The sequence below is a fragment of the Oceanibaculum nanhaiense genome (assembly GCF_002148795.1).
Taxonomy (GTDB): Bacteria; Pseudomonadota; Alphaproteobacteria; order Oceanibaculales; family Oceanibaculaceae; genus Oceanibaculum; species Oceanibaculum nanhaiense.
Window position 1 is genome coordinate 117,064 of sequence record NZ_MPOB01000008.1, and the last position, 23,095, is coordinate 140,158.

22 protein-coding genes are annotated in these 23,095 nt (G+C 64.1%); 8 read left to right on the forward strand and 14 right to left on the reverse strand.

The window, feature by feature from the left end; all coding sequences use genetic code 11:
- Positions 1 to 47 precede the first annotated feature (47 nt).
- The 13 genes from BKM74_RS14590 to slyA form a co-directional block, all read right to left on the reverse strand.
- Complete coding sequence (locus BKM74_RS14590; RefSeq protein ID WP_086466445.1) at positions 48 to 986, reverse strand: branched-chain amino acid ABC transporter permease; 939 nt, start codon at positions 984 to 986, stop codon at positions 48 to 50.
- A gap of 13 nt (positions 987 to 999) precedes the next feature.
- Positions 1,000 to 1,887, reverse strand: a complete 888-nt coding sequence (locus BKM74_RS14595; RefSeq protein WP_086466446.1) for a branched-chain amino acid ABC transporter permease — start codon at positions 1,885 to 1,887, stop codon at positions 1,000 to 1,002.
- Between the two features lie 31 nt (positions 1,888 to 1,918).
- A complete protein-coding gene (locus tag BKM74_RS14600) occupies positions 1,919 to 3,130 on the reverse strand; it encodes an ABC transporter substrate-binding protein (protein WP_176342549.1) in 1,212 nt (403 codons plus the stop codon).
- Positions 3,131 to 3,148: 18 nt separating this feature from the next.
- A complete protein-coding gene (locus tag BKM74_RS14605) occupies positions 3,149 to 3,853 on the reverse strand; it encodes an ABC transporter ATP-binding protein (protein WP_086466448.1) in 705 nt (234 codons plus the stop codon).
- Positions 3,846 to 4,604, reverse strand: a complete 759-nt coding sequence (locus BKM74_RS14610) for an ABC transporter ATP-binding protein (protein ID WP_086466449.1) — start codon at positions 4,602 to 4,604, stop codon at positions 3,846 to 3,848. The genes BKM74_RS14605 and BKM74_RS14610 overlap by 8 nt, the downstream gene beginning before the upstream one ends.
- 316 nt (positions 4,605 to 4,920) lie before the next feature.
- Positions 4,921 to 5,073, reverse strand: a complete 153-nt coding sequence (locus BKM74_RS18780; protein ID WP_176342550.1) for a hypothetical protein — start codon at positions 5,071 to 5,073, stop codon at positions 4,921 to 4,923.
- 307 nt (positions 5,074 to 5,380) lie between these two features.
- Positions 5,381 to 6,349 (reverse strand): lipid A deacylase LpxR family protein, encoded by a 969-nt coding sequence (locus tag BKM74_RS14620; RefSeq protein WP_245825953.1) that lies wholly within the window; start codon positions 6,347 to 6,349, stop codon positions 5,381 to 5,383.
- A 68-nt stretch (positions 6,350 to 6,417) separates the two neighbouring features.
- Entirely contained in the window at positions 6,418 to 7,539 is a 1,122-nt protein-coding gene (locus BKM74_RS14625) for an ABC transporter permease (protein WP_086466452.1), read from the reverse strand.
- A 3-nt stretch (positions 7,540 to 7,542) separates the two neighbouring features.
- Entirely contained in the window at positions 7,543 to 10,335 is a 2,793-nt protein-coding gene (gene rbbA, locus BKM74_RS14630; RefSeq protein WP_086466453.1) for a ribosome-associated ATPase/putative transporter RbbA, read from the reverse strand.
- Positions 10,332 to 11,405, reverse strand: coding sequence for an HlyD family secretion protein (locus tag BKM74_RS14635; protein ID WP_086466454.1), 1,074 nt, complete (start codon positions 11,403 to 11,405; stop codon positions 10,332 to 10,334). The genes rbbA and BKM74_RS14635 overlap by 4 nt, the downstream gene beginning before the upstream one ends.
- A 218-nt stretch (positions 11,406 to 11,623) precedes the next feature.
- Positions 11,624 to 13,255 carry a DHA2 family efflux MFS transporter permease subunit gene (locus BKM74_RS14640; RefSeq protein ID WP_086466455.1) on the reverse strand — a complete coding sequence of 544 codons (1,632 nt, stop codon included), beginning with the start codon at positions 13,253 to 13,255 and terminating at the stop codon, positions 11,624 to 11,626.
- Positions 13,248 to 14,438: an HlyD family secretion protein gene (locus BKM74_RS14645; RefSeq protein WP_217895494.1), complete on the reverse strand. Its 1,191-nt coding sequence runs from the start codon at positions 14,436 to 14,438 to the stop codon at positions 13,248 to 13,250. The genes BKM74_RS14640 and BKM74_RS14645 overlap by 8 nt, the downstream gene beginning before the upstream one ends.
- A gap of 10 nt (positions 14,439 to 14,448) precedes the next feature.
- Entirely contained in the window at positions 14,449 to 14,922 is a 474-nt protein-coding gene (slyA, locus tag BKM74_RS14650; protein WP_086466456.1) for a transcriptional regulator SlyA, read from the reverse strand.
- A 148-nt stretch (positions 14,923 to 15,070) separates the two neighbouring features.
- Here slyA and BKM74_RS14655 point away from each other — a divergent pair, with 148 nt between their 5' ends.
- The 8 genes from BKM74_RS14655 to BKM74_RS14695 all read left to right on the forward strand — a co-directional run bounded on the left by BKM74_RS14655 (position 15,071) and on the right by BKM74_RS14695 (position 21,872).
- The gene (locus BKM74_RS14655) at positions 15,071 to 15,517 is read left to right on the forward strand and encodes a universal stress protein (protein ID WP_086466457.1); all 447 of its coding nucleotides are present in this window, start codon (positions 15,071 to 15,073) and stop codon (positions 15,515 to 15,517) included.
- Positions 15,518 to 15,646: 129 nt separating this feature from the next.
- A complete protein-coding gene (locus tag BKM74_RS14660; protein WP_086466458.1) occupies positions 15,647 to 16,729 on the forward strand; it encodes a calcium-binding protein in 1,083 nt (360 codons plus the stop codon).
- An 889-nt stretch (positions 16,730 to 17,618) separates the two neighbouring features.
- On the forward strand, positions 17,619 to 19,970 hold the full coding sequence (locus BKM74_RS14670; protein ID WP_086466460.1) for a heavy metal translocating P-type ATPase: 2,352 nt from the start codon (positions 17,619 to 17,621) through the stop codon (positions 19,968 to 19,970).
- Positions 19,971 to 19,981: 11 nt separating this feature from the next.
- Positions 19,982 to 20,218, forward strand: coding sequence for a GDCCVxC domain-containing (seleno)protein (locus BKM74_RS19100; RefSeq protein ID WP_086466461.1), 237 nt, complete (start codon positions 19,982 to 19,984; stop codon positions 20,216 to 20,218).
- 36 nt (positions 20,219 to 20,254) lie between these two features.
- On the forward strand, positions 20,255 to 20,653 hold the full coding sequence (locus tag BKM74_RS14680) for a hypothetical protein (protein WP_086466472.1): 399 nt from the start codon (positions 20,255 to 20,257) through the stop codon (positions 20,651 to 20,653).
- An 80-nt stretch (positions 20,654 to 20,733) separates the two neighbouring features.
- On the forward strand, positions 20,734 to 20,937 hold the full coding sequence (locus BKM74_RS14685; RefSeq protein ID WP_086466462.1) for a DUF2933 domain-containing protein: 204 nt from the start codon (positions 20,734 to 20,736) through the stop codon (positions 20,935 to 20,937).
- A gap of 265 nt (positions 20,938 to 21,202) precedes the next feature.
- Positions 21,203 to 21,583, forward strand: coding sequence for a hypothetical protein (locus BKM74_RS18440; RefSeq protein WP_140056096.1), 381 nt, complete (start codon positions 21,203 to 21,205; stop codon positions 21,581 to 21,583).
- Positions 21,584 to 21,599: 16 nt separating this feature from the next.
- The gene (locus tag BKM74_RS14695; RefSeq protein WP_086466463.1) at positions 21,600 to 21,872 is read left to right on the forward strand and encodes an SHOCT domain-containing protein; all 273 of its coding nucleotides are present in this window, start codon (positions 21,600 to 21,602) and stop codon (positions 21,870 to 21,872) included.
- Between the two features lie 77 nt (positions 21,873 to 21,949).
- Here BKM74_RS14695 and BKM74_RS14700 read toward each other — a convergent pair.
- Positions 21,950 to 23,095 (reverse strand): MFS transporter (locus BKM74_RS14700; RefSeq protein WP_086466464.1); only part of this gene is annotated, 1,146 nt, incomplete at its 5' end.

The following is a 23,095-nucleotide window of genomic DNA, read 5'->3' on the forward strand; positions in this document are numbered from 1 at the left end:
GCGCTATCGGCGGCGGGGAGTCTGTCCCCGCCGCGTCACTCTCCAGATCAGCCGGTCCGGGCCTGCTTCTCGCGCAGCTTGCGGATCAGCGCCAGCACTTCGCCGACGATGCCTCGGCGAAACAGCAGTACGCAGACCACGAAGATGCCGCCCTGGATGATCGTCACCCAGGACCCCATCTGCGCCAGATAATTCTGGATGCTGACCACCAGGAAGGCGCCGACGACCGGGCCAAACACGGTGCCCATACCGCCCAGCAGGGTCATCAGCACCACCTCGCCCGACATGTGCCAGTGCACATCGGTCAGCGAGGCCAGCTGGAACACCAGCGTCTTGGTCGATCCTGCCATGCCCGATAGCGCCGCCGACAGCACGAAGGCCACCAGCTTGTAGTGATCGGTGCGGTAGCCGAGCGAGATGGCGCGCGGCTCATTCTCGCGGATTGCCTTCAGCACCTGGCCGAAGGGCGAATGGATAGTGCGGTAGATCACCAGCCAGCCGAACACAAAGATCGCCAGAACGAAGTGATACAGCGCAATCTCGCTGGTCAGATCGATGAAGCCCAGCAGATGACCGCGCGGAATGGCCTGGATGCCGTCCTCGCCGCCGGTGAACGGCGCCTGCAGGGCGTAGAAGAAGATCATCTGCGACAGTGCCAGCGTGATCATCGCGAAATAGATGCCCTGTCGGCGGATCGCCAGCCAGCCGAAGACCAGCCCGACCAGTGCCGCCGCCGCGGTGCCGGCCAAGATGCCCAGCTCCGGGGGCAGCCCCAGCACCTTCATCGAATGACCGGTGATATAGGCCGCCGTCCCTAGAAAGGCGGCATGCCCGAAAGACAGCAGCCCGACATAGCCCAGCAGCAGGTTGAAGGCACAGGCGAACAGCGCGAAGCACAACGCCTTCATCAGGAAGATCGGGTAGAAGAAATAGGGGGCCGCCAAGGAGGCGGCCACCAGCACGACGAGACCGAGTATGCGGATCATGCGGCGGCTCCTCTTACCGTGCGCGGCCGAACAGGCCGGCCGGCTTCAATACCAGCACGATCGCCATGATGATGAAGATCACTGTGTTCGAGGCCTCGGGATAGAAGACCTTGGTCAGGCCCTCGACCATGCCGAGGCCGAATCCCGTCAGGATCGCGCCCATGATCGATCCCATGCCGCCGATCACCACCACGGCGAAGACGACGATGATCAGGTTGGAGCCCATCAGAGGATTGACCGAATAGATCGGCGCCGCCAGCACCCCGGCAAAACCGGCCAGCGCCACGCCGAAGCCATAGGTCAGCGTGATCATGCGCGGCACATTGATGCCGAAGGCTTGCACCAGCGCCGGATTTTCCGTGGCGGCCCGTAGGTAGGAACCGAGCTTCGTACGCTCGATCAGGAACCAGGTGGCAAAGCAGATCAGCAGCGAGGCCACCACCACCCAGCCCCGGTAATTGGGCAGGAACATGAAGCCCAGATTCTGCCCGCCCTTCAGCGCATCCGGGATCGGATAAGGCAGGCCGGAGACGCCATACATCTGCCGAAACAGGCCTTCGATCATCAATGCCAGGCCGAAGGTCAGCAGCAGCCCGTAGAGGTGATCCAGCTTGTACAGCCGGCTGAGCATCGTCTTTTCAAGCAGGATGCCGAAAAGACCGACGAGAACAGGGGCGAGGAACAGCGACGGCCAGTAGCCGATGCCGAGCATGTTGAGCAGCAGCCAGGCCACGAAGGCCCCCATCATGTACAACGCCCCATGGGCGAAGTTGATGATGTTCAGCAGCCCGAAAATAAGGGCCAGGCCAAGGCTCAGCGTGGCGTAGAACGCGCCATTGATGAGCCCCAGCAGCAGCTGGCCGAACAACACTTGCGGCGGTATGCCGAGCAGTTCGAACATCCCAATCCCCGTCGGTCCGTTCAGGTGACGCTCAGCCCTTGACGAGCGGGCAGGCGGGGCTCATCGGGCCATAGGCATCCTCGCCCGAAATAGTACGCAGGACCTTGTAGTAATCCCACGGACCCTTGGATTCGGACGGCTTCTTCACCTCGACCAGATACATGTCGTGCACCATGCGGCCATCGGCGCGCAGGCTGGCATTGCGGGCGAAGAAATCCTTCACCGGCAATTCCTTCATCTTGTCGACGACCTTCTTGCCGTCATCGGTACCGGCTTCCTTGATCGCTTTCAGATAATGTGCGACGGCGGAATAGACGCCGGCCTGGGCCATGGTGGGCATGGCGCCATTATGCCTGGCGGCGAATTTCTTCGACCAGGCGCGGGCCTCGTCATCCATGTCCCAGTAGAAGCCGGTGGTTAGTTGCAGGCCCTGCGCGGTGTCCAGGCCGAGGCTGTGGATGTCGGACAGGAAGACCAGCAGCCCGGCCAGCTTCTGCCCGGCCTGGGTGATGCCGAATTCGCCGGCCTGCTTGATCGAGTTGATGGTATCGGCGCCCGCATTGGCCAGGCCGATGACCTGCGCGCCCGAGGCCTGAGCCTGCAGCAGGAAGGAGGAGAAGTCCTGGTTCGGGAAGGGATGGCGCACAACGCCCTTCACCTCGCCGCCGGCCTCCTTCACCACCTTGGAAACGTCTCGCTCCAGCGCATGGCCGAAGGCGTAGTCGGCGGTCAGGAAGAACCAGTTCTTGCCGCCCTGGGCCACGATGGCCTTGCCGGTGCCATTGGCCAGCGCCGTGGTGGAGTAGGTCCAGTGTACACCGGTCGGCGAGCAGGCCTTGCCGGTCAGGTCGGAGGTGGCTGCCGTGGAATTCAGATGCACCTTGCCCTTGCGGTTGGTGATTTCCTGAACGGCGAGCGCCACCGAGGAGGTTGGCACGTCAACCACGACATCGACCTGTTCGGCATCGATCCAGCGATTGACGATGCTGGAGCCGACATCCGGCTTGTTCTGGTGGTCGGCGAAGACCACCTCAATCTTCTTGCCGAGCACGGTGCCGCCGAAATCATCGACTGCCATCTGCGCGGCCAGGGTGGAACCGGGGCCGGCCAGATCGGCATAGGTGCCGGACTGGTCATTCAGCACGCCGATCTTCACCACATCATCGGAAACCTGCGCCAGGGCCGAACCGGCCGAAAGCGCCAGAGCCGCAACGCCCGCAAGCAACGCTGTACTATGTTTCATCGTAACCTCCCTTGGTTATCAGACACCCAGATAGGTGTGCAATTTGTCGAGTTGTGTCTCGACTTCGGCGTTGGGGATCATGTCGATCACCCTGCCATGTTCGACGATGTAGTGCCGGTCGGACACTGTGGCTGCGAAATGGAAATTCTGTTCGACCAGCAGGATCGTCAGCCCCTTTTCCTTCAGCTTGCGGATGACCGCGCCGATCTGCTGCACGATCACCGGGGCCAGGCCTTCGGTCGGTTCGTCGAGCAGCAGAAGATTGGCGCCGGTGCGCAGGATGCGGCCAATCGCCAGCATCTGCTGCTCGCCGCCGGAAAGCTTGGTGCCCTGGCTTTTCAGCCGGGTCTTCAGATTGGGGAACAGATCGAAGATTTCCTCAAGCGGCATGCCGCCGGGCTTCACCACCGGCGGCAGCAGCAAATTCTCTTCGACATTCAGGCTGGCGAAGATGCCGCGCTCTTCCGGGCAGAGCGCGACGCCCAGCCGGGCGATCCTGTTCGATGGCAGGCCGATGGTCTCCGTGCCCTCGAAGGCGATGGAGCCGCTGCGCTGCGCGACCATGCCCATGATCGCCCGCAAGGTCGTGGTCTTGCCCGCACCATTGCGGCCCAGCAGGGTGACGACCTCGCCCTGTCCGACCTCCAGGTTCATGCCATGCAGGATATGCGATTCGCCATAGAAGGCCTGCATATCCGTGACTTTCAGCAGCGCCTCAGCCATTGCCGGTCCCCAGATAGGCGCTGATCACCTCGGGCATTTTCGACACCTCATCATACGATCCCTCGGCCAGAATCTCGCCGCGCTGCAGCACCGTGATGACATTCGACAGATTGGAGACGACGCTGAGATTATGCTCGACCATCAGCACCGTGCGGTTCTGCGCCACCTTGCCGATCAGGTCGGTGATCCGCACGATATCCTCATGCGTCATGCCGGCCGTCGGCTCGTCGAGCAGCAGCATCTCCGGGTCCAGCGCCAGGGTGGTGGCGATCTCCAGCGCCCGCTTGCGGCCATAGGGAAGGTCGCCGGCCATATGGCTGCGGAATTCGGTCAGTCCGACCGCCTCCAGCAGTACCTCCGCCCGGTCGTTCAGCGCCGCCAGGCTGGCGTCGGATTTCCAGAAATGGAAGGAGGTGCCCAATTCGCGCTGCAAAGCGATGCGCACATTCTCCAGCAGCGACAGATGCGGGAAGACGGCGGAAATCTGGAAGGACCGCACCATGCCCTTGCGCGCAATATCGGCCGGGCTGGTTCGCGTGATGTCCTCGCCCTTGTAGAGGATGCGCCCCGATGACGGTGTCAGGAATTTCGTCAGCAGGTTGAACACAGTGGTCTTGCCGGCGCCATTCGGACCGATCAGGGCATGAACATCGCCCTTCCGGACACGCAGGCTCACGCCGCGCACCGCGAAGAAACCCTTGAATTCCTTGCTGAGGTCGTCCGTCTCCAGGACGAATTCGCCTGACGCCATTCCCGTTTCGCTCCCTGCGCGCCCGGACATTCCTTGCCACGCGATGGCGGTGTGCCCCCGAAATCGGCGGCACTGAGAATGACCCGGACCTTGCTTCCCTGACCTTCTCGTGCTGCTTCGGCCGGCAAATTTCTCTGCCCGTCGAAATGCCCCGGTTTCCGGAATCTGACCGCACGACTTATTCGGTCTTTTTTATTTATCTACCGACACTATCCAACATAGTCCACCCGCACAAGACACGAGGCGCACATAAAATACACCCAATGGAAATCGGTGCACCCCCTGCCGGCCGACGGACCGGCAGGGGCGCTCTGGATTACGCTTTCCTGGTATCGCCGCGGATGCTGGCCAGGAACTGGGCGACCTGGGCGCGTAACGCATCCGCCCCGCGCCAAAGATCGCTGGAGGAGGAGAGCAGTTGGTTCGACGCCGCCCCGGTATCCGAGGCGGCCTGGCGCGGTTCAGTCACTATGTCCTCACCTCACCGGACCAGGCCAAGCAAGCGATGACCGCCATGGGAATGACGGAGATGCTGGCTGATGCGATGAACGAATTATACGCCGCTCCTCTGCCGGGCATCTGGAAGGTGTGCTCGATACGGTCGAGCAGATCACCGGTCGCCCCGTCCGCACGTTTCAGGAATTTGCACGCGACCATGCAAAGGTGTTCCGCAGCACTTGATGTTGCGACTCCGGCTGAACCGCATCGCCGAGGAATATGAGATACGCTTCTGTGACTTCCGGGAAAACTCACCGACGCGCGCCGAAGATCAGACATCAAAACCGTACCGAGAGGCTGAAGGCTCCGAAATTGTCGGCCTCGTCCTGGGTCTCGAACTCCCGCGTGCGCAGCACGTGTGTATAACTGAGGCGCACGTTCCTCCAGGTCAGGGCGATGCCGAACTGGAGGTCGCCGACCAGCGGCTCCTTGTCCACGCTGCGGCTGTCGCGGAACGTGTTGCCGTCGAGGAAGATGTTGCGCGCGACCGCCCTCCCCTCCACGCCGGCGAACAGGTACCAGCCGAAGCCGTCCTGCGGCACGAAGAAGCCCGAGCCCGGCAAGCTGGGCTGGATGCGCGGCGGCCCATAGTCGAGCGGCAGGCGCTGGCCCAAGCGCAGCATCATCCCGGCGTTGGCGTAGGTAAAGACGTTGCCGAGGGCACCGCCGGCATGCGGCGTCACGTCGAAACCGAAGCCGGAGACCGGCTGCGAGATGAAGCCGCGCCAGCTGCGCTGGTAGGTCAGGACGACACCGGGCTCGTTCTTAAGCTGGGTATCCCATCCGCGCGGCTCCTGCGAGCCCGTGATCTCGTGGATAAGCGTCTGCGTCTGCTCGGCGAGCGAGGCCGGTCCGACGACCCCGAGCGTGAGCTCCAGCTGGTCGAGCCGACGGCCGGTCTCGGCGATCAGCCCGACCGAGCCGTACAGCCAGCCGGCATAGGGGCGGTCGTCGAGGGGCGGATCGCGCAGCGCGATGTCCTCCGGCGTGTACATGTTCTGGCCCATCGCATAGCTCGTCCGCACGGTGCCGCCCTCCGGGAACAAGGGGAACCAGCGGGCCGCGCCCAGCGCCCAGTCGGGCGTCCCGTCCGGATTGGACAGCCAGGAGGCGCGCACACCGTTCGTGTAGTTGCGGTCCGTGTCGTAGAAGAGATCGTTCTCGAAGACCAGGCTCAGGGTGCCGGGTTCCGTCTCGTCGGCCGCAACAGCCGGATGAGACCCTACAGAACCCGCGGCAGCCACCACCAAGGTGGATAACCATCTTCTCAATGGCGAGGGTGTCCTGACCTTTTGTCCCTGTCTCATTTGCATCCTCAAGCCATGGTGCTGATGGTACGTCGGAAGCGGATCAGGGCGAGGCTGAACAGGGCGGCTCCGATCGCGGCGATGGCGAGGAACTGCGGCCAGACCGCCGCGAAGCCCGCGCCGCGATAGAGGATCGCCTGGGCCAGCATCACGAAGTGTGTGTTGGGCGCGGCGAGCATGAGGTACTGCACCGCCTCCGGCATGCTCTCGCGCGGCGTCGAGCCGCCGGAGAGCATCTGCAAGGGCAGCAGCACCAGCATGAGCAGCAGGCCGAACTGCGGCATGGAGCGGGCGACGGTGCCGAGGAAGATGCCCATCGAGGTGGTCGCGAACAGATGCAGCGCCGCCCCGGCCAGGAATAGCGCGAGCGAGCCTTGAATCGGCACGGACAGCCAGCCCTGCACGACGGCGGTGAGCGCGAAGGCGGTGGCGGCAAGGACGACGAGCCCCATCGACCACACCTTGCTCGTCATGATCTCGAACGGCGTGACCGGCATGACCAGCAGATGCTCGACGGTGCCGTGCTCGCGCTCGCGGATCAGCGCCGCGCCGGTGAGGACGATAGAGAGCATGGTCACGTTATTGATGACCTGCATGATGGCACCGAACCACGACTTGTTCAGCTGGGGATTGAAGCGCACCCGGAGCGCCAGATCGACCGGCAACTCCGGAACCTCGCGATAACGCTGCGCGAAGGCGCGCACCTCGTCGCTCACGATGGTCTGGATATAGCCGCTGCCGGTGAAAGCCTGGCTCATGCGCGTGGCATCGACGTTGAGCTGGACCGTTGGCCGCCGCCCCGCCAGCAGGTCGCGCTGGAAGTTAGGCGGGATGTCGAGGGCGAAGGTGTCGACGCCGGCATCCATGCGGGCGTCCATCTCGGCCTGGTCGATCACCTCGGGGAGAACGAAGTACGGCGGGTAAAAGGCGCTGACGATGCGCCATGACAGCGGCGAGCGATCCTCGTTCACCACCGCGATCGGCGCCTTGTTGAGGGTCTCCGGCATGGCCGTGGCCGCCGTGTAGACCGACAGGGTGAAGGCGTAGACGATCAGCACCAGCATGATCGGGTCGCGGACCAGGCTGCGCAGTTCCTTGACACCGAGATGGAGAATATTGGCCGGGCGCATGGACTACCGCTCCTGCTTCTTGAGCAGCGCCGCGGACAGCCCGATCAGGATCGGCACCGCCAGCGCCAGCGGCACAAAGGCGGCATGCAGGTCGGAGAAGTTGAGGGCCTTCGAGAAGGTGCCGCGCGCGATGGTCAGGAAATGCGTGGTCGGGTAGATCTCGCCGATCACTCGGCCCACCCCTTCGAGGGACGAGACCGGGTCGATCATGCCCGAGAAGTTCGCCGCGGGCAGGATGGTGAGCACCGCCGTGCCGAAGATCGCCGCGATCTGGCTGCGCATGAAGGTTGAGATCAGCAGCCCCACGGCCGTCGCGGCGCCGACATAGAGCAGCGCGCCCGCCGCCAACGTCAGGAAGCTGCCCTTCAGCGGCACGCCGAAGACGGTCACCGCCAGCAGCGTGAGCAGCAGGAAGCTCAGGAAGGACAGCACCACATAGGGCAACTGCTTGCCGAGCAGGAATTCGAGCCGCGTGGTCGGCGTGACGTAGAAGTTGGTGATCGAGCCGAGCTCCTTCTCTTGCACCACGCTGAGCGCCGCGAGCATGGCCGGGATCAGCATGAGCAGCAGCGGGATCACCGCCGGCACCATCGCCACCAGGCTCTCGACGTCAGGGTTATAGCGGAACCGGGTCTCGATATTGACCAGCCCCGCCAAGGCCTCGCCGTAGCCGGCCTCGCGCGCCCTGGTCGCCAGCCAGTGGGCGTGAATCCCCTGCACATAGCCGCGGACGGTCTCTGCCCGTGTCGGCATGGCGCCGTCGATCCAGGCGCCGATCTGGACCCGCCGGCCGCGGGCGATGTCGCGCGCGAAGCCCGGCGGGATCTCGATCGCCAGACTGATGTCGCCTTCGCGCATTCGCCGGTCGAGATCGCCATAACCGGTAATCGGCGCCCGCTCGACGAAGTACCGGGAGCCGGCGAGGTTGAGCGTATAGTCGCGGCTGACGGTGGTCTGGTCGCGATCCAGCACCGCGAAGGTGAGATCCTCGACATCGAGGTTGATCCCATAGCCCATCACGAACATCAGGATGACGCTGCCGAGCAGCGCCAGCGTCAGCCGGATGGGATCGCGGCGCAGCTCCAGCGCTTCGCGCCGGGCATAGCTGATCATGCGTCGGGGGTCGAACTGGCGCCGCCAGCCCTGCGGTTCGACATGGCCTGCCGACGCGCCAACCAAACCGAGCGAAGCTGCCCCACCTGGTTGCCTTTCGGCGGCTCCGCCTTCCTGCGACGCCTCCTCCAGATGCGCCACGAATGCCTCTTCCAGGGTCTCCGCGCCCCGCTGCTGCACGATATTCGCCGGCGTGTCGGTGACCAGCACCCGGCCCGCATGCATCAGCGAGATGCGGTCGCAGCGCTCGGCCTCGTTCATGAAATGGGTCGAGATGAAGATGGTCACCCCGTCGCGGCGCGACAGTTCGACCAGCCTGCGCCAGAAGGCGTCGCGCGCCACCGGGTCGACGCCCGAGGTGGGCTCGTCCAGGATCAGCATCTGCGGCTCGTGGATCATGGCGACCGCCAGCGACAGGCGCTGGCGGATGCCCAGCGGCAGCTTGTCCGGCAGGGTGTCGATCACCGCGGCCAGATCGAATCGCTCGACCATTTCGTCCACCCGCCCTGAAATCTCGGCAGCGGGCACGTGGAACAGCCGGGCATGCAGCTCCAGGTTCTGCCGTACCGTCAGCTCGGTGTAGAGCGAGAAAAACTGCGACATGTAGCCGACGCGGCGGCGGGTCGCGAGGTCGTGCGGGTCCACCTCGTGTCCGAACAGCCAGGCCCGGCCTTCGCTCGGCGGCAGGAGGCCGGTCAGCATCTTCATCGTCGTGGTCTTGCCGCAGCCGTTGGAGCCGAGAAAACCGAAGATCTCACCCCGTGGGACACGCAGGTTCACATGATCGACCGCGGTGAACTCGCCGAAGCGCATGGTCAGATCCCGGGCCTCGATCGCGGTATCGCCATCGTCTGCCGGCCGCGGCGGAATCTCGACCGCCCGATAATCCCGGCGCTTGTCTTCCGGCAGCAGCCGGATGAAGGCCGCCTCCAGCGAATCCGCCCCCGTGCTCCGCAGCAGGCCTTGGGGCGTGTCGCTGGCCAGCACCCGCCCACCGTCCATTGCCGCCAGCCAGTCGAAGCGCGCCGCCTCCTCCATATAGGCCGTGGCCACCAGCACGCTCATGCCGGGCCGGGAACGACGGATGCCGGCGATCAGATCCCAGAACTGCCGCCGTGAGAGCGGATCGACGCCGGTGGTCGGCTCGTCGAGGATGAGCAGGTCCGGATCGTGGATCAGCGCGCAGCAGAGGCCGAGCTTCTGCTTCATGCCGCCGGATAGCTTGCCTGCCGCCCGATCGAGAAACGGCTTGAGCCCGGTGGCCTGGGTCAGCGCCTCGATGCGGCGCGCCCGTTCGCCGCCATCATGCCCGAACAGACGGCCGAAGAAGTCGAGGTTCTCGAACACCGTGAGCGTCGGATAGAGGTTGCGCCCCAGACCCTGCGGCATGTAGGCGATCCGCGGGCCGACTCCGCGGCGATGACGCGCATCGGCCATATCGCCGCCGAACACCTCGACCTGTCCCGTCTGGACCGCGCGGGCGCCCGCGATCAGCGCCAGCAGACTCGACTTGCCGACCCCGTCCGGGCCGATCAGCCCGGCCATGCAGCCCGCCGGGATGTCGATCGTGACCTCGTCGAGCGCACGCACCTTGCCGTAGCGCAGGGACACATCCCGCAGGCGGGCAACCGGCGGGGTACCGTCCCCGCCATCCTCGATCTGTGCATGTACATCCCGGCTCATTGCGGCAGCCTCGTCTGCAGTTCAGGCGGCCAATCCACCCGCGGGTCGAGCCGCACATAGGCCATGCCCGGCAGGCCGGTCTTGACCTGGAGGAGGTGCTCTCTGAGCAGGTCCGGGGCGATCCGCGCCTTGATGCGGAACATCAGCTTCTGGCGTTCTTCTTCCGTCTCCACCGTCTTGGGCGTGAACTGCGCGACGTCCGCCACGAAGGAGATTTCGGCCGGGACCACGTATTGTGGGGCGGCGTCGAGCACGAGCCGTGCCTCGGCTCCCAGCGCGGCCCGCCCGGCCTGTTCCGTCGGCAGGAAGAAGGTCATGTAGACATCGGTGAGATCGACCATGTTCAGCACCACGCCGCCCGGGGAGAGGACCTCGCCGGGCTGAGCGACGCGGTACTGGACACGCCCGTCACGCGGCGATTTCAGCACGCTGTCGTCGATATCGGCCTGGATGCGCTGGATGGTGGCCCGCGCCGCTTCCACCGAGGCCTCCGCGGCAATGACATCCGACTTGGCTTCCCCTATGGCGGCTTGCGCGGCCGCCGCCTGCGCCTCCGCGGCGCCGACCGCAGCCTTCGCCGCCTGAAAGGCGGCGCGGTCGTCGTCCAGCTTCGAGACGGGGACGGCGCCTTTCGGGGAGAGCTCCTCCGAGCGCGCGACCCTCCTTTGCGCGGCGTCGAATTCGGCCTTCCTCTGGGCTATGAGCGCCTCGGCGGCCTGCTTCTCGGCTTCGCGCTGGGTCACCCGGCTTTGCGCGGTCTCGATGCCGATGAGCGCCCGCCGCAGATGCGCTTCGGCCTCCCGGAACTGCGCCTCCAGGACGGCCGTGTCCATTTTCGCCAAGATCTGGCCGGCACGGACGAAGTCGCCCTCGTTAACCAGGATATCCCGAATCCGGCCCGCGGTCTTGGCCGCGATATCGATCTCGACCGCCTCGATCCGACCGTTTCCGCCAGCAAACCCGTCCGGCAAGTCCTGCGGTTGAAAATGCCACCAAGCAGCGACAGCAGCGCCACCAGCAAGCGCGATAAGGGCGATTCGCCACAGCCAAGTTCTAATCGGTTTGCGCATCTCGTCGTCCCTGTCGTTGTTGACCCTGCCGCTGGGTTGCTACCTTAGGGTAGGTACTCAATAAGGGAATTCTGGCGTCGGTGGATCTGTGATTATGGGATGGCCCGCCCCTCTCTGGAGCAATCCCAACGGATCGCTCTGAACCACCCCATCAAACTAGATCTGACAAAGTATTGCTAGATGTTGGGCTTGCCAACATCTACGCCAAATCCCGGGCTTCACCGGCCCTGCTGGATCGCGTTCTGCGACGATGGCGGGTGACGCATGGCGTCACTTGCCTGTAGCGCCGGAGGCGTGGACCTTCGGCGCATCATCAGCGTCGGAAGAAGCGCGGCCAGAAAGATCGCGCCGACGATAAAGAAGCTGTCGCGATATCCCAGCATATTGCCTTGGGCGTAGATCACGCGGCCGAGATAGTTCATCGCCCCGGCCTGAAGAATCGCTTCCGGTACCCCGGCCTGCGCGAGCAAGCCGGTCACATCGCGCAACAAGCCGGTCGTCGCGCTGTTGCCCGCGTGCTGCGCCGCCGTGAAGCTATCCACGTAAAGCTGCGAGCGTCTTTCGAGGGCAATTGAAAGCAGGTTGACGCCGAAGGCGCCGCCGAGTTGGCGCACGAAGTTGATCGCCCCGGAGCCCTGACCGAGCAGCGTCATCGGCAGCGCCTTGAGGGCGCCGGCGTTCAGGCTCGGCATGATGAAACCAAGGCCGATACGCCCCAGCATGATCCACCAGGCGAATAGCCAGAACGAGGTATTAGTATCCACGCCAGTCATTAGAAACGATGACAGCGCGAAGACCACCAAGCCGAACATGACCGTGACATAGGCCGGCGTCTTGTCGGTGAGACGCCCGGCTATCGGGAAGACGAGCGCCAGGATGAGCCCCGCCGGCATCAGCAGCAGGCCGGAGCGGGTCGGCGTGTAGCCCTGGATCGTCTGCGCGAACAGCGGAATCAAGAAGGTCGAACCGTAGATTCCCGCCCCGAAGATGAAGGCCACCACGGACGCGCCCGCATAGACCCGGTTCGTGAAGAGCTTGAGATTGAGCATGGGCGCGGGCGTGCGCAGTTCCCAGACGATGAAGCCGATGCCCGAGATAAAGGCGACGGCGAAGTCGCGCAGGATGGAATCGGCGAACCATCCGTCACGTTGTCCATTCGACAGGCCGTTGAGCAAGGTCACGAGGAACACCGTCATCAGTCCGAACCCGATCCAGTCGAATTTGCGCGGCGGTCCCGATGTTGTCCGTCCCGGCATGAAGAGGGTGGCGAGGAACAGTCCGACAAGGCAGAACGGCACGGCCATGAAGAACACATAGCGCCAGCTGAAGCTATCCACCATGATGCCGCCCAGCGTGGGGCCGAGCGCCGGGGCCAGCACCACGCCGATGCCGTAGATGCCCATGGCCGAGCCGCGTTTTTCCGGTGGGAAGACCTGGAAGATCACCTGCATGGCGAGCGGCTGAAGGATGCCGGCCGCCCCGCCCTGAAGGACGCGGGCCAGGATCAGCACGCCCTCGGCGGGGGCGAGCCCGCCCATGACGGAGGCGGCGATAAAGACTGTTAGCGCCAGCATAAAGGTCGCGCGCTGGCCGAGGGTCTCGACCATCCAGGCATTCAGCAGCATGGTCCCGGTCATCGCGGCGAGGAAGCCGGTGGAGAGAAGTTGCGCCTTGTCCTGGCCCATGCCGAAAGCGCCCATGATATCCGGCAGGGCTACATTGACGATGGTGGCGGTCAGGATGGTGGCGATCGTGCCCATCATGACCGTCGCCGTGACCAGCCAGCGATAGGACGGGCCGAAACGGGCAAACAGCCCCTCGATACTGTCCGGCCGGGGCGCGCTAGTCACCGGCTTTGGCCTCCAGCTCCACCATCATACCCGGCTTGAGTTCGCCGCTCTCTTGTTCAACGGCAATGCGTATCGGTAGCCTTTGAGTGATCTTGGTGAAATTGCCGCTCGGGTTGGGGTTGGGCAGCAGGGCGAACTCGCTGGTGGCGGACTGCCCAACGCGCGTGACCGCGCCCTCGAAGCGCCGCCCCGGCAGGGCATCGACAGTGATCGTCACGGTCTTTCCCGGCCGGAAGAAGCGGATGTCGGTCTCTTTGACGTTCGCCTCGACGCGCACCCGCTGCGGGTCATGCACCATCAGCAAGCGCTGGCCGGGGGTGACGTATTCGCCCTTGTCCACGAAGACCCGGTCCACAACGCCGTCGAATGGCATGACGATGGTGCGGTCTTCAAGGTCGAGCGCCGCCCGGGCCTTTTGTGCACGCAGCCGCTGTTCCTCCGGGCCGAGTTCGGCGAGCTGGGTGCGGAGCACCGTGAGTTCCCCGCGCGCGGCTTCAGCCTCGGCAAGGGCGGCGCGGGCATTTTCCAAGTCCGCCTGGGCGCTCAACGCCTGTTGTTTTGCCGTCTCCAGCGCCGCCCGCGTCTGATCCAGGCGCGCACGGGTAATGGCGCCGCTCGGCGCCAGCTTCTCCGCCCGGTCATTGTCCTGTCTGGCTAGATCGCGTTGCGCCGTCGCTCCTGCCAACGCGGCCTCCGCAGCCCTCACCGCTGCCTGTTTGGCGGTAATACGACTTTGCGTCTGACGGTCGGTGAGTGCGATGCGCGCTTCGATTCCCTCGCGGCGGCGGGCAATCCCGGCGAGTTGCGCGTCAAGCTCCTCGACGCGGAGGCGGCTTTCCCGGTCGTCGATCCGGATCAAAACCCTGCCTCTCTGCGTGGCATCGCCCTCGGTCACTTCGAGCGCCGTCACCCAACCGGGAACCCGGCTGCTCATGGCAACGATGTCGGCGGCGACACGGGCGTCCGTCACAAAGACATGGGTGAACTGCTGATACAGCCACCAGCCGCCGCCTCCGAGAACGATCAGCGCCGCCAGGATCGCGCCATACAGTCGCCATGGCCGGGTGCGGGCAGGAGGTGAAGCCGCCTCTGACCCAGCCCCCGTCTCCTTGTCGGGGGCTGTGCGCAGATCGGTTTCTGGATCGTCGCCCTGGCGTTCGAGACGGGTCACATGCTGGTCCACGGCCTACCCCTCATCGGTCTTCGTCCGTAGGCCACATCGCCCTTGGCACGCCGCCCAACTTGCCGGCGATCTGCTCCAAGACCTTCAGGCAAGTCGTTACCTCGGGATGGGATATGTCGGAGAAGATTTCCGCGCGCACCGCCGCTGCGGTTGCTTCGATCCGTTCCAGGACAGGGGCGGCCTCCGCGCGCAGATGAACCGATTTGGTGCGGCGGTCGCTAGCTTCTGTCCGGCGTTCGATCAGCCCCTCGGCTTCAAGCCGGTCCAGCGTGCGCACCAGGGTCGGCCCCCGCACCCCGACCGCCTCAGCCAATTCACGCTGGGTTGCCGCTTGGGGCAGGCGAGAGAGATGTAACAGGGTCAACCAGCGGGACTCGGTGAGGCCAAAGGTGGCCAGCCGCCGGTCGATCTCGGCGCGCCACAGCCGGGCGACCAGCCCGAGGCGAAGGCCGAATTGTTCCTGATCGTTGAGAGGATTCATCATCTCATTGCCTGCATGGTTCTCTTTGGTTACACTAATAGGTGGCTACCTATTGAATGTCCAGAGGTAGAGATTAAAGTCCTCCCACCTGCTCTGTCCGCAGCCTGGCTCGGAAAAGGCATTCCACGGCACTCATTGAAGGAGAACCACAATGTACCGGACGATCCTCTTGGCCTATGACGGCAGCCAGCACGGTCGTGAGGCACTGGATCAAGGGGCCGAACTGACCTCGCTTTGCCAGGCTCGTGTCTATCTCCTCGCCGTCGTCGCACACGAGTTGGGTGTCGCACTCGCTGAGGCGGCGGCCCCCTCAGACTTGCCAGAGCGTGAATATCAGGAAGTGCGCCGCGTGCTAACGGCGGGCGCGGAAGAGCTGCGGCGGGTAGGCCTCTCCGTCGAAACGCGTCTCTGCGCGGGCAACCCCGCCGAGGAGATCGGCCGAATGGCCCGCGAGATCGGCGCGGACCTGGTCGTCGTCGGGCACCGCGAACAGAGCGCGCTTGCCCGGTGGTGGGGCGGTTCCGTCGGCGCTTCGCTGCTCGCCCATGCGCCATGCAGCGTGCTGGTGGCCGTCTCGGGCACGGCGCCCGCGCGATGATCGAAGCGATGTCAAATTCATTTCGCCTGATTGATTCAGTGCCTGCAACAAACTCCAACATGCTTCGTTACTCATTGGGTGCACGCGTCAGGCGGCCCGCAAAGTGTACAAGAATCAGGAGTTGGGACAATGGCAATGATGAACCAGGCGAATGGCCAGGGTGAAGAGATCTTCGATGATGATGGCGACAATCTCATCGAAACCGGTGTCGGCTTCGACACGGTAATCGGCGCCGCAGGCAACGACACGATCTCCACCGGCATCGGGTTCGACTTCATCGATCTCCGCGCGGACAGTTCCGGCGCGAATGAGGTCCAGGGTGGCAAGCAGGGCGACACGATTTTCGGTGGAGGTGGCAGCGAGACCCTTGGCGGCGGCCAGGGGCATGATTCCATCGATGGCGGCGCTGGCGACGACATCATTATCGGCGGCAAAGGCAAAGATATCATGACCGGCGGTGACGGCGCCGATACCTTCGTTTTCTATGAGGAGAGCGGGGCGGATATCATCACCGATTTCGACGCTTCCGCGGATTTCATCAAGGTCGTTAGCGACTTCAACGGTACCGGGATTGCGACGGGGGCTGACGTTCTTGCCTTGGTCACCTATGCCGATGGCAATGCCATGCTCGACCTGGGCGGAAGCAATCGCATCACCCTGGAGGGCGTGGCGGCTGATTCCCTGACTGCAGATAACTTCATCGTCTTCACCGACGATGACGAGAGCGATGACGGTTCCGGAGAAACACCCGAGCCCGAGGTTTCGGTCGGAACCGAAGGGGATGACCTTCTCGAAGGTGCCGAAGGTGCCGAGACCTTGTTCGGTGCGGCCGGCAATGACACCCTCACCGGCGGCGATGGAGCGGACGTATTGCGCGGTGGCAGCGGCGATGATTCCATCCAGGGCGGCGCCGGTGATGACTACCTCGTGGGTGGGCGCGGCAACGATACGATGACCGGCGGTGATGGTGCCGACAGATTCCTGCATCTGGAAGGACAGGGCGAGGACGTCATTCTGGATTTCCAGATGTCTGACCGCCTGCTCCTTCAGGCTGAATATGGGGATATGTTGTATGATGCCGCATCGCTGCTGGATGCAGTGCTCTATACCGACGAAGGCGCTGTCATCGAGTTTTCCGACGGCGACTCTGTAACCCTTATGGGGGTGGCAGAGGGCAGCTTGACCGCCGATAATTTCGAGATCATCGGATAATAATTTACCGTCCGACAGAGACGATGGCCGTCCGCCCTGCGCGGACGGCCATTTCTGTGTCGCGGAGTTCCGCTGGAACCAGCCGTTCCGGATTTTATCTGCTGAAGGGTGTCCGGATAGTCGATCATCGGGGATGCAATCGAGCTAATATTAGAATGCATTGTAGGGTATCGTTGTGACCAACTGGGCCTGCAGACCGTGGGGCAGCAATTTGGACCGTATCTTCATCGGCGCAGGTTTTCTGGACAGCTGCCCGGAGCTGACCCGCTTCGTTTATGAATATTGGCTGAGAAAGGCGGGTGAGCGTCGGCTAGCCTACAGAGAGGATATTGAGCCGGCAGACCTGATTCGCGCGCTTCCCGGGGTCACGTCCGTCAAGGTGTTGTAATTTTACGGATGGCCTGAGGTCATGATCAGGCGGCTTTGGTGGTTATGCTGAGAATAGGGTCAATCTCCTCTTTGTTGATGTCTGCGAAGGCCTCAACCATCATGTAGCGGCTGGAGATCAGCCACTCGTCATTTCTGCGCGAACAGACGGTCGGGACTGTCAGGAATTTCGTGTGTGGGCGGGCATAATGGGCAAGAAGGAGTCCCACTATGTCCCGACGCGAGACTCCACCTCGACCATACACCTCGATGGTCACCCGGATTACATCGGCAGCGCCGATGAAATTACACCACTTCCGCGGACGCTAACTTTCCATTTCCAGCGCACTATCCGTGAGGTGCAACCCTGACTTTCATGAATTGCCGATAGATAGGCTTGACCTTCCCGGCACTGGAAGCCCTATCTTGACGGTAGCGCGTGCGATGCCCGGTGAACTGCGGCCATTCGCAGCCCGGAAACTCTGCGGCGTGGCAATATGCCATTCCCCCAAGAGGAACTGACATGGACCATCACGGCCATCAGGATCACGGCGACCATGCGCGTGCTAAAGACAATGGCGCCCTGACCGCAATCGATCCTGTGTGCGGCATGCGTGTCGATCCGCACACGACGAAACACCGTGCCGCTTTCTCCGGGCGCACCTACTACTTCTGCTCCACAGGTTGTCACGACAAGTTCGTGGCGGCGCCGGAGCGCTATCTTGAAGAGCAGCCTTCCGGCAAGGAGCCGGATACGGGGGCCATCTACATCTGCCCGATGCACCCTGAAATCCGCCAAATCGGCCCCGGCAACTGCCCGATCTGCGGCATGGCGCTGGAGCCGGCGGAGGCTTCGCTGGACGAAGGCCCGAACCCGGAACTTGCCGACATGTCCAAGCGGTTCTGGATCGGTCTCGCACTGGCCGCACCCGTCTTCCTGCTGGAAATGGGCGGCCATCTGACGGGATTGTCGCATCTGCTTCCGGCGCAGATATCGAACTGGGTCCAGCTCGTCCTGGCCACGCCGGTCGTGCTCTGGGCGGGATGGCCGTTCTTCGTCAGGGGCTGGCGGTCGGTGGTGAACCGGTCGCTCAACATGTTCACCCTGATCGCCATGGGAACCGGCGTTGCCTGGCTGTACAGCATCGTCGCCACTCTGGCGCCAGGCATCTTCCCCGAGGCGTTTCGCAATGCAGAGGGGGCGGTGGCCGTCTATTTCGAGGCGGCGGCGGTCATCACCGTTCTGGTGCTGTTGGGGCAGGTGCTGGAACTGCGGGCGCGGGAGACGACCTCCGGGGCGATCAAGGCGCTGCTCGGCATGTCGCCGACGACGGCGCGCCGGCTGTCGGATGATGGTACGGAAGCGGAAGTCGATCTGGATCGCGTCGAGGCCGGCGACCGGCTCAGGGTCCGCCCGGGAGACCGGGTGCCGGTCGATGGGATGGTCACCGAAGGCGGCTCCAGCGTCGATGAATCGATGGTGACCGGCGAATCCATGCCGGTCCGCAAACAGCCGGATGACAAGGTCATCGGCGGGACGATCAACGGCCAGGGCAGCTTCATCATGCGGGCGGAAAAGGTCGGCCGCGACACGATGCTGGCGCAGATCGTGCGCATGGTGTCCGAGGCGCAGCGCTCGCGAGCACCGATCCAGCGGCTGGCGGATGTGGTCTCGTCGTGGTTCGTGCCGGCGGTCATCCTGACCGCGCTGCTGGCCTTCGCAGCCTGGACCCTTTGGGGCCCTGCGCCGGCAATGGGTTATGCGCTGATCGCCGCGGTCAGCGTACTGATCATTGCCTGTCCCTGCGCGCTCGGACTGGCAACGCCGATGTCGATCATGGTGGGCGTCGGCCGGGGTGCCCAGGAGGGCGTCCTGATCAAGAATGCCGAAGCGCTGGAACGCATGGAGAAGGTCGATACCGTCATCGTGGACAAGACCGGCACCCTGACGGAAGGCCGGCCGAAGGTCACCGCGATCAAGACCCTCAGCGGGTTCGCGGAAGATGATCTGCTCCGCCTGCTCGCCAGCCTCGAACAGGGCAGCGAGCACCCTCTCGCCGCCGCCATCGTGGCCGCCGCCAGGGAGCGTTCGCTCGATCTGCTGCAGGCCGGCGACTTCGATTCGCCGACCGGCAAGGGCGTGCTGGGTACGGTCGATGGACGAAAGCTCGTGGTGGGCAATGCCCGGTTCCTCGCCGAGCACGAAGTCGAAACCGGTCCGCTTGAAGAAATCGCCGACACGCTGCGCCAGGACGGTGCGACGGCGATTCTGGCGGCAGTTGACGGTAAACCTGCCGGAGTCGTCGCGATCGCCGACCCGGTAAAGGAATCGACGCCGGCAGCCATAAAAGCGCTGCACGCCGATGGCATCGCCGTTGTCATGCTGACGGGCGACAACAAGACCACGGCACAGGCGGTTGCCAAGAAGCTCGGCATCGACAGGGTGGAGGCCGAGGTGCTGCCCGAACAGAAGGCGGCAATCGTCAAGCAGCTGCGCGACGAGGGACGGGTGGTCGCCATGGCCGGCGATGGCGTGAACGATGCCCCGGCGCTGGCCGCGGCGGATGTCGGCATCGCCATGGGCACCGGCACCGATGTCGCCATCGAGAGCGCTGGCGTGACGCTGCTGCGTGGCGATCTGATGGGCATTGTCAGGGCACGGCGCCTGTCCGAGGCGACGATGCGGAACATCCGGCAAAACCTGTTCTTTGCCTTCATCTACAATGCGGCCGGCGTGCCGGTCGCGGCGGGCATCCTCTATCCGTTCCTGGGCATCCTGCTGTCACCGATCGTCGCCGCCGCCGCCATGGCGCTGTCCTCGGTCAGCGTCATCGGCAATGCCTTGCGGTTGCGTGCCGTCAGGCTGCGCGATTGAGGACATGCAAGATGACGGTGCTGCAATCGACGATCACCTGTCCGACATGTGGGCATGTCTCGGTGGAGACGATGCTGGAGAATGCTTGCCAGTATTTCTACGAGTGCGGGGGCTGCAAAAGCCTGCTTCGGCCCCTGCCTGGTGATTGTTGCGTGTTCTGCTCCTATGGCGACACGCCTTGCCCGCCGATCCAGAAATCGCGGGCGAAGGGGCATGCAGGCGGGTGTTGTGCCCAGGATGGCGGTTGATCTGCATCAATGTGCTGGCGCTGGATTGCAAGCAAGATGCCGGTGCTGGAAAAGGATAGGCGTGACGGTATGAAACGCGGACTGGCAAATATCGTGCGGATGGCGGCCCTGTGCTGCCTGCTGCTGGTGTTTGCCCCGCACGCGTTCGCTGTGGATGTTGGCCCGGGCGATGGCATGCGGCAGGCCACGCAGTCTTATGGGGCGGAGGATGCGGTTTCCGTGCGGAGCGTTGCCCATCCTTGTGACAGGGCCACCGCCGCAAATCTTCTCGACTGCGGATGCACTCAACTCTGCCTTGTTTTTGGCGTGCTGCCGGCGGCGATAGGCATTGATGATGCCGGGAAGGCGGGCACTATTTCCGCCAGACCTTACCGGGTCGCGCGTGCGGGGCTCTCCCCCGCCAAACATCCTCCCAGGTCGCTCGCTCTCGTCTGATGGCGCCTCGCGTTTGTCGCGAGGCCTTGGCGCCGCCTTTAAGCGGACGGCGTTTCCCTCATCGACAAGCGAGCAATCACATGAAGACCAAACAATCGGGCTTTCTGAATACGCCGGCAGGCTATGCGGTTTGCCTCATGCTGGCGGCGCTGGCGATCTTTCTGTGGGTCGAATATCGGCTTCAGGTCGCCGATGCGCTGCCTCTCTTCCTGCCCCTGCTGATCTGCATCGGCCTGCATTTCTTCATGCATCGGGGCCATGGCGGTCATGGCGATGGCAAATGAACGATCTCAGAAAAGGAACAAGATCATGAGGAAGTTAATCCGGCCCGCTCTCATCGGCGCGGCTTCAATGGCGTTTCTCTTTGCCGTCCATGGCGCTGACGTGACCCGGACTGCCTCGGCGCAAAGCACGGGAAGCGGGCAAGGCAATCAGGCGGACACCGCTGTTCCGGGTCAGCGCATGCCCGGTTCCGGCATGGGTTCCGGCATGGGACCCGGAATGGGTTCTGGGATGGGTATGGGCCCCGGCATTATGCAGGGACAAGGCATGATGCAGGGACAAGGCATGATGCAGGGACAAGGCATGATGCAGGGGCAAGGCATGCCGGGCATGATGGGCCAGGGCATGTTGCATCCGGGCATGAGGGGCCCCGGAATGATGGGCCCCGGAATGATGGGCCAGGGCATGATGCATCCGGGCATGATCTATGGCATGCCGGGCCGTTACGAGCAGGAGATCGCGCCGGAACAGGTCAGGGAGATGCTGCAGCGCCGCCTCGACTGGCACGGCAATCCGCGGCTGAAGCTCGGCGAGATCAAGCCGACCGAGCATGGCGAGATTCTGGCCGATATCGTCACCCGGGAGGGCTCGCTGGTCCAGCGGCTGGCGATCGACCGCCGGACCGGCGCCCTGCGCCAGGTCGATTGAAGGAAAGGAGAACGCCATGTGGCAGAACTGGCACCAGCCCGGTGCGATGATGGGCTATGACGGTGGCGGATGGTTCTGGGGAATGGCCTTCCACGGCCTCTCGGCCATCCTGTTCATCGCCGTGCTGGCGGTGGTCCTCAGCCTGCTGTTCCGATGGCTGGGGGTAGGGCATCGGACGCATTCGGCAACACCGTCTCATAACAGCGCGCTAGACATCCTCAAGGCACGCTATGCTCACGGGGAGATCGACCGCGACGATTATCTGCAGCGAAAGGCGGATTTGTCCTGACCGCTCCGTGACGGCATGCGACGACCCGTGGCCCGGGCAGTTTCGCCTGGGTCACAGGCCTGTCTGTTTCCCGGAAATCACCGTGGCCAGACCGGGTGATGATCGTCGATCACCAGTTCATGGCTGTGCCGCAGCGGTGCGTGCCGGTGCGGGTGGCTGTGCGGCTCCGGCCCTTCCCAGCCTTCATGATCATGCTGGTGGTGCGCGTCATGGACATGCGCATGGGTATGCGCCTGTTCGGGATGATCGTGCGGCAGCACGCTGGGATCGCCCGCCGGCCAGACCAGCGCGGCGATCATTGTTCCCACCGCCGCGATCGCTGCCAGACTATAGAAAGCGGCCTCTAACCCGAACACGGCACCGAGCCAGCCGGCCAGCGGATAGGTCAGCAGCCAGCAGGCATGCGACAGGGCGAACTGCGCGGCGAACAGCGCCGGCCGGTCCTCGGCATGGGAGGAACGTTTCAGCAGCAGCCCGCCCGGCGTCTGCACCAGCGCCGAGGCCGCGCCCAGCAGCAGCCAGAGGGCCAGCGCAGCGGCGTAACCCTGGCTTATCGCCGCGACAGGCAGCAGGGCCGCAAGGCCGACGCCGCCCGCCAGCATCACCAGCCGCGCGGACAGACTTTCCAGCAGGCGCGGCAGGGTCAGCGCCACGATCATCGATCCCAGCCCGTAGGCGGCGAAGAACAGCGCGACATCGCGGTCGCTGCCGCCGAGCGTCTCGCGCACCAGAATGACAGTGTTGACGATCACCATGGCGCCGGCCGCCGCCACCGCAAGGTTGAGCGCCAGCAGCCCGCGTAACCGGGGCGTAGCGAGATAGAGCCGCCAGCCGCGCGTGAGGCGCTGGCCGAAGCTCGCCTGTTCCGCTGCCGGCTGCGGCGAGGGCAGCCGCACCGAGACCACCAGCACGGCGGAGGCGAGGAAGCCGAGCGTCGTGCCGAGGAACAGCCAGTGGAAGCTGATGAGGGTGAGTAGCAGCCCGGCCAGCAGCGGGCTCAGCAGCGATTCGAGGTCATAGGCCAGCCGCGACAGCGAGAGCGCCCTGGTATAGTCGCGCTCCTCGGGCAGGATGTCGGGAATGGTCGCCTGGAAGGCCGGCGTGAAGGCGGCGGAGAAGGACTGGAACAGGAAGACCAGCGCATAGATCTGCCAGATTTCGGTGACGAAGGGCAGCAGCAGGACCAGCGCCGCCCGGCACAGATCGAGCGCGACCAGAAGCCG

Coding starts and splice junctions, on each gene's coding strand:
- BKM74_RS18440 (WP_140056096.1), top strand. CDS start 21,203: ATGATGCAGGGACAAGGCATGATGCAGGGACAAGGCATGATGCAGGGG.
- BKM74_RS14605 (WP_086466448.1), bottom strand. CDS start 3,853: ATGGCTGAGGCGCTGCTGAAAGTCACGGATATGCAGGCCTTCTATGGC.
- BKM74_RS19100 (WP_086466461.1), top strand. CDS start 19,982: ATGACGGTGCTGCAATCGACGATCACCTGTCCGACATGTGGGCATGTC.
- BKM74_RS14610 (WP_086466449.1), bottom strand. CDS start 4,604: ATGGCGTCAGGCGAATTCGTCCTGGAGACGGACGACCTCAGCAAGGAA.
- BKM74_RS14685 (WP_086466462.1), top strand. CDS start 20,734: ATGAAGACCAAACAATCGGGCTTTCTGAATACGCCGGCAGGCTATGCG.
- BKM74_RS14695 (WP_086466463.1), top strand. CDS start 21,600: ATGTGGCAGAACTGGCACCAGCCCGGTGCGATGATGGGCTATGACGGT.
- slyA (WP_086466456.1), bottom strand. CDS start 14,922: ATGATGAATCCTCTCAACGATCAGGAACAATTCGGCCTTCGCCTCGGG.
- BKM74_RS14655 (WP_086466457.1), top strand. CDS start 15,071: ATGTACCGGACGATCCTCTTGGCCTATGACGGCAGCCAGCACGGTCGT.
- BKM74_RS14595 (WP_086466446.1), bottom strand. CDS start 1,887: ATGTTCGAACTGCTCGGCATACCGCCGCAAGTGTTGTTCGGCCAGCTG.
- BKM74_RS14635 (WP_086466454.1), bottom strand. CDS start 11,405: ATGCGCAAACCGATTAGAACTTGGCTGTGGCGAATCGCCCTTATCGCG.
- BKM74_RS14625 (WP_086466452.1), bottom strand. CDS start 7,539: ATGCGCCCGGCCAATATTCTCCATCTCGGTGTCAAGGAACTGCGCAGC.
- BKM74_RS14590 (WP_086466445.1), bottom strand. CDS start 986: ATGATCCGCATACTCGGTCTCGTCGTGCTGGTGGCCGCCTCCTTGGCG.
- rbbA (WP_086466453.1), bottom strand. CDS start 10,335: ATGAGCCGGGATGTACATGCACAGATCGAGGATGGCGGGGACGGTACC.
- BKM74_RS14600 (WP_176342549.1), bottom strand. CDS start 3,130: ATGAAACATAGTACAGCGTTGCTTGCGGGCGTTGCGGCTCTGGCGCTT.
- BKM74_RS14680 (WP_086466472.1), top strand. CDS start 20,255: ATGCCGGTGCTGGAAAAGGATAGGCGTGACGGTATGAAACGCGGACTG.
- BKM74_RS14660 (WP_086466458.1), top strand. CDS start 15,647: ATGGCAATGATGAACCAGGCGAATGGCCAGGGTGAAGAGATCTTCGAT.
- BKM74_RS14670 (WP_086466460.1), top strand. CDS start 17,619: ATGGACCATCACGGCCATCAGGATCACGGCGACCATGCGCGTGCTAAA.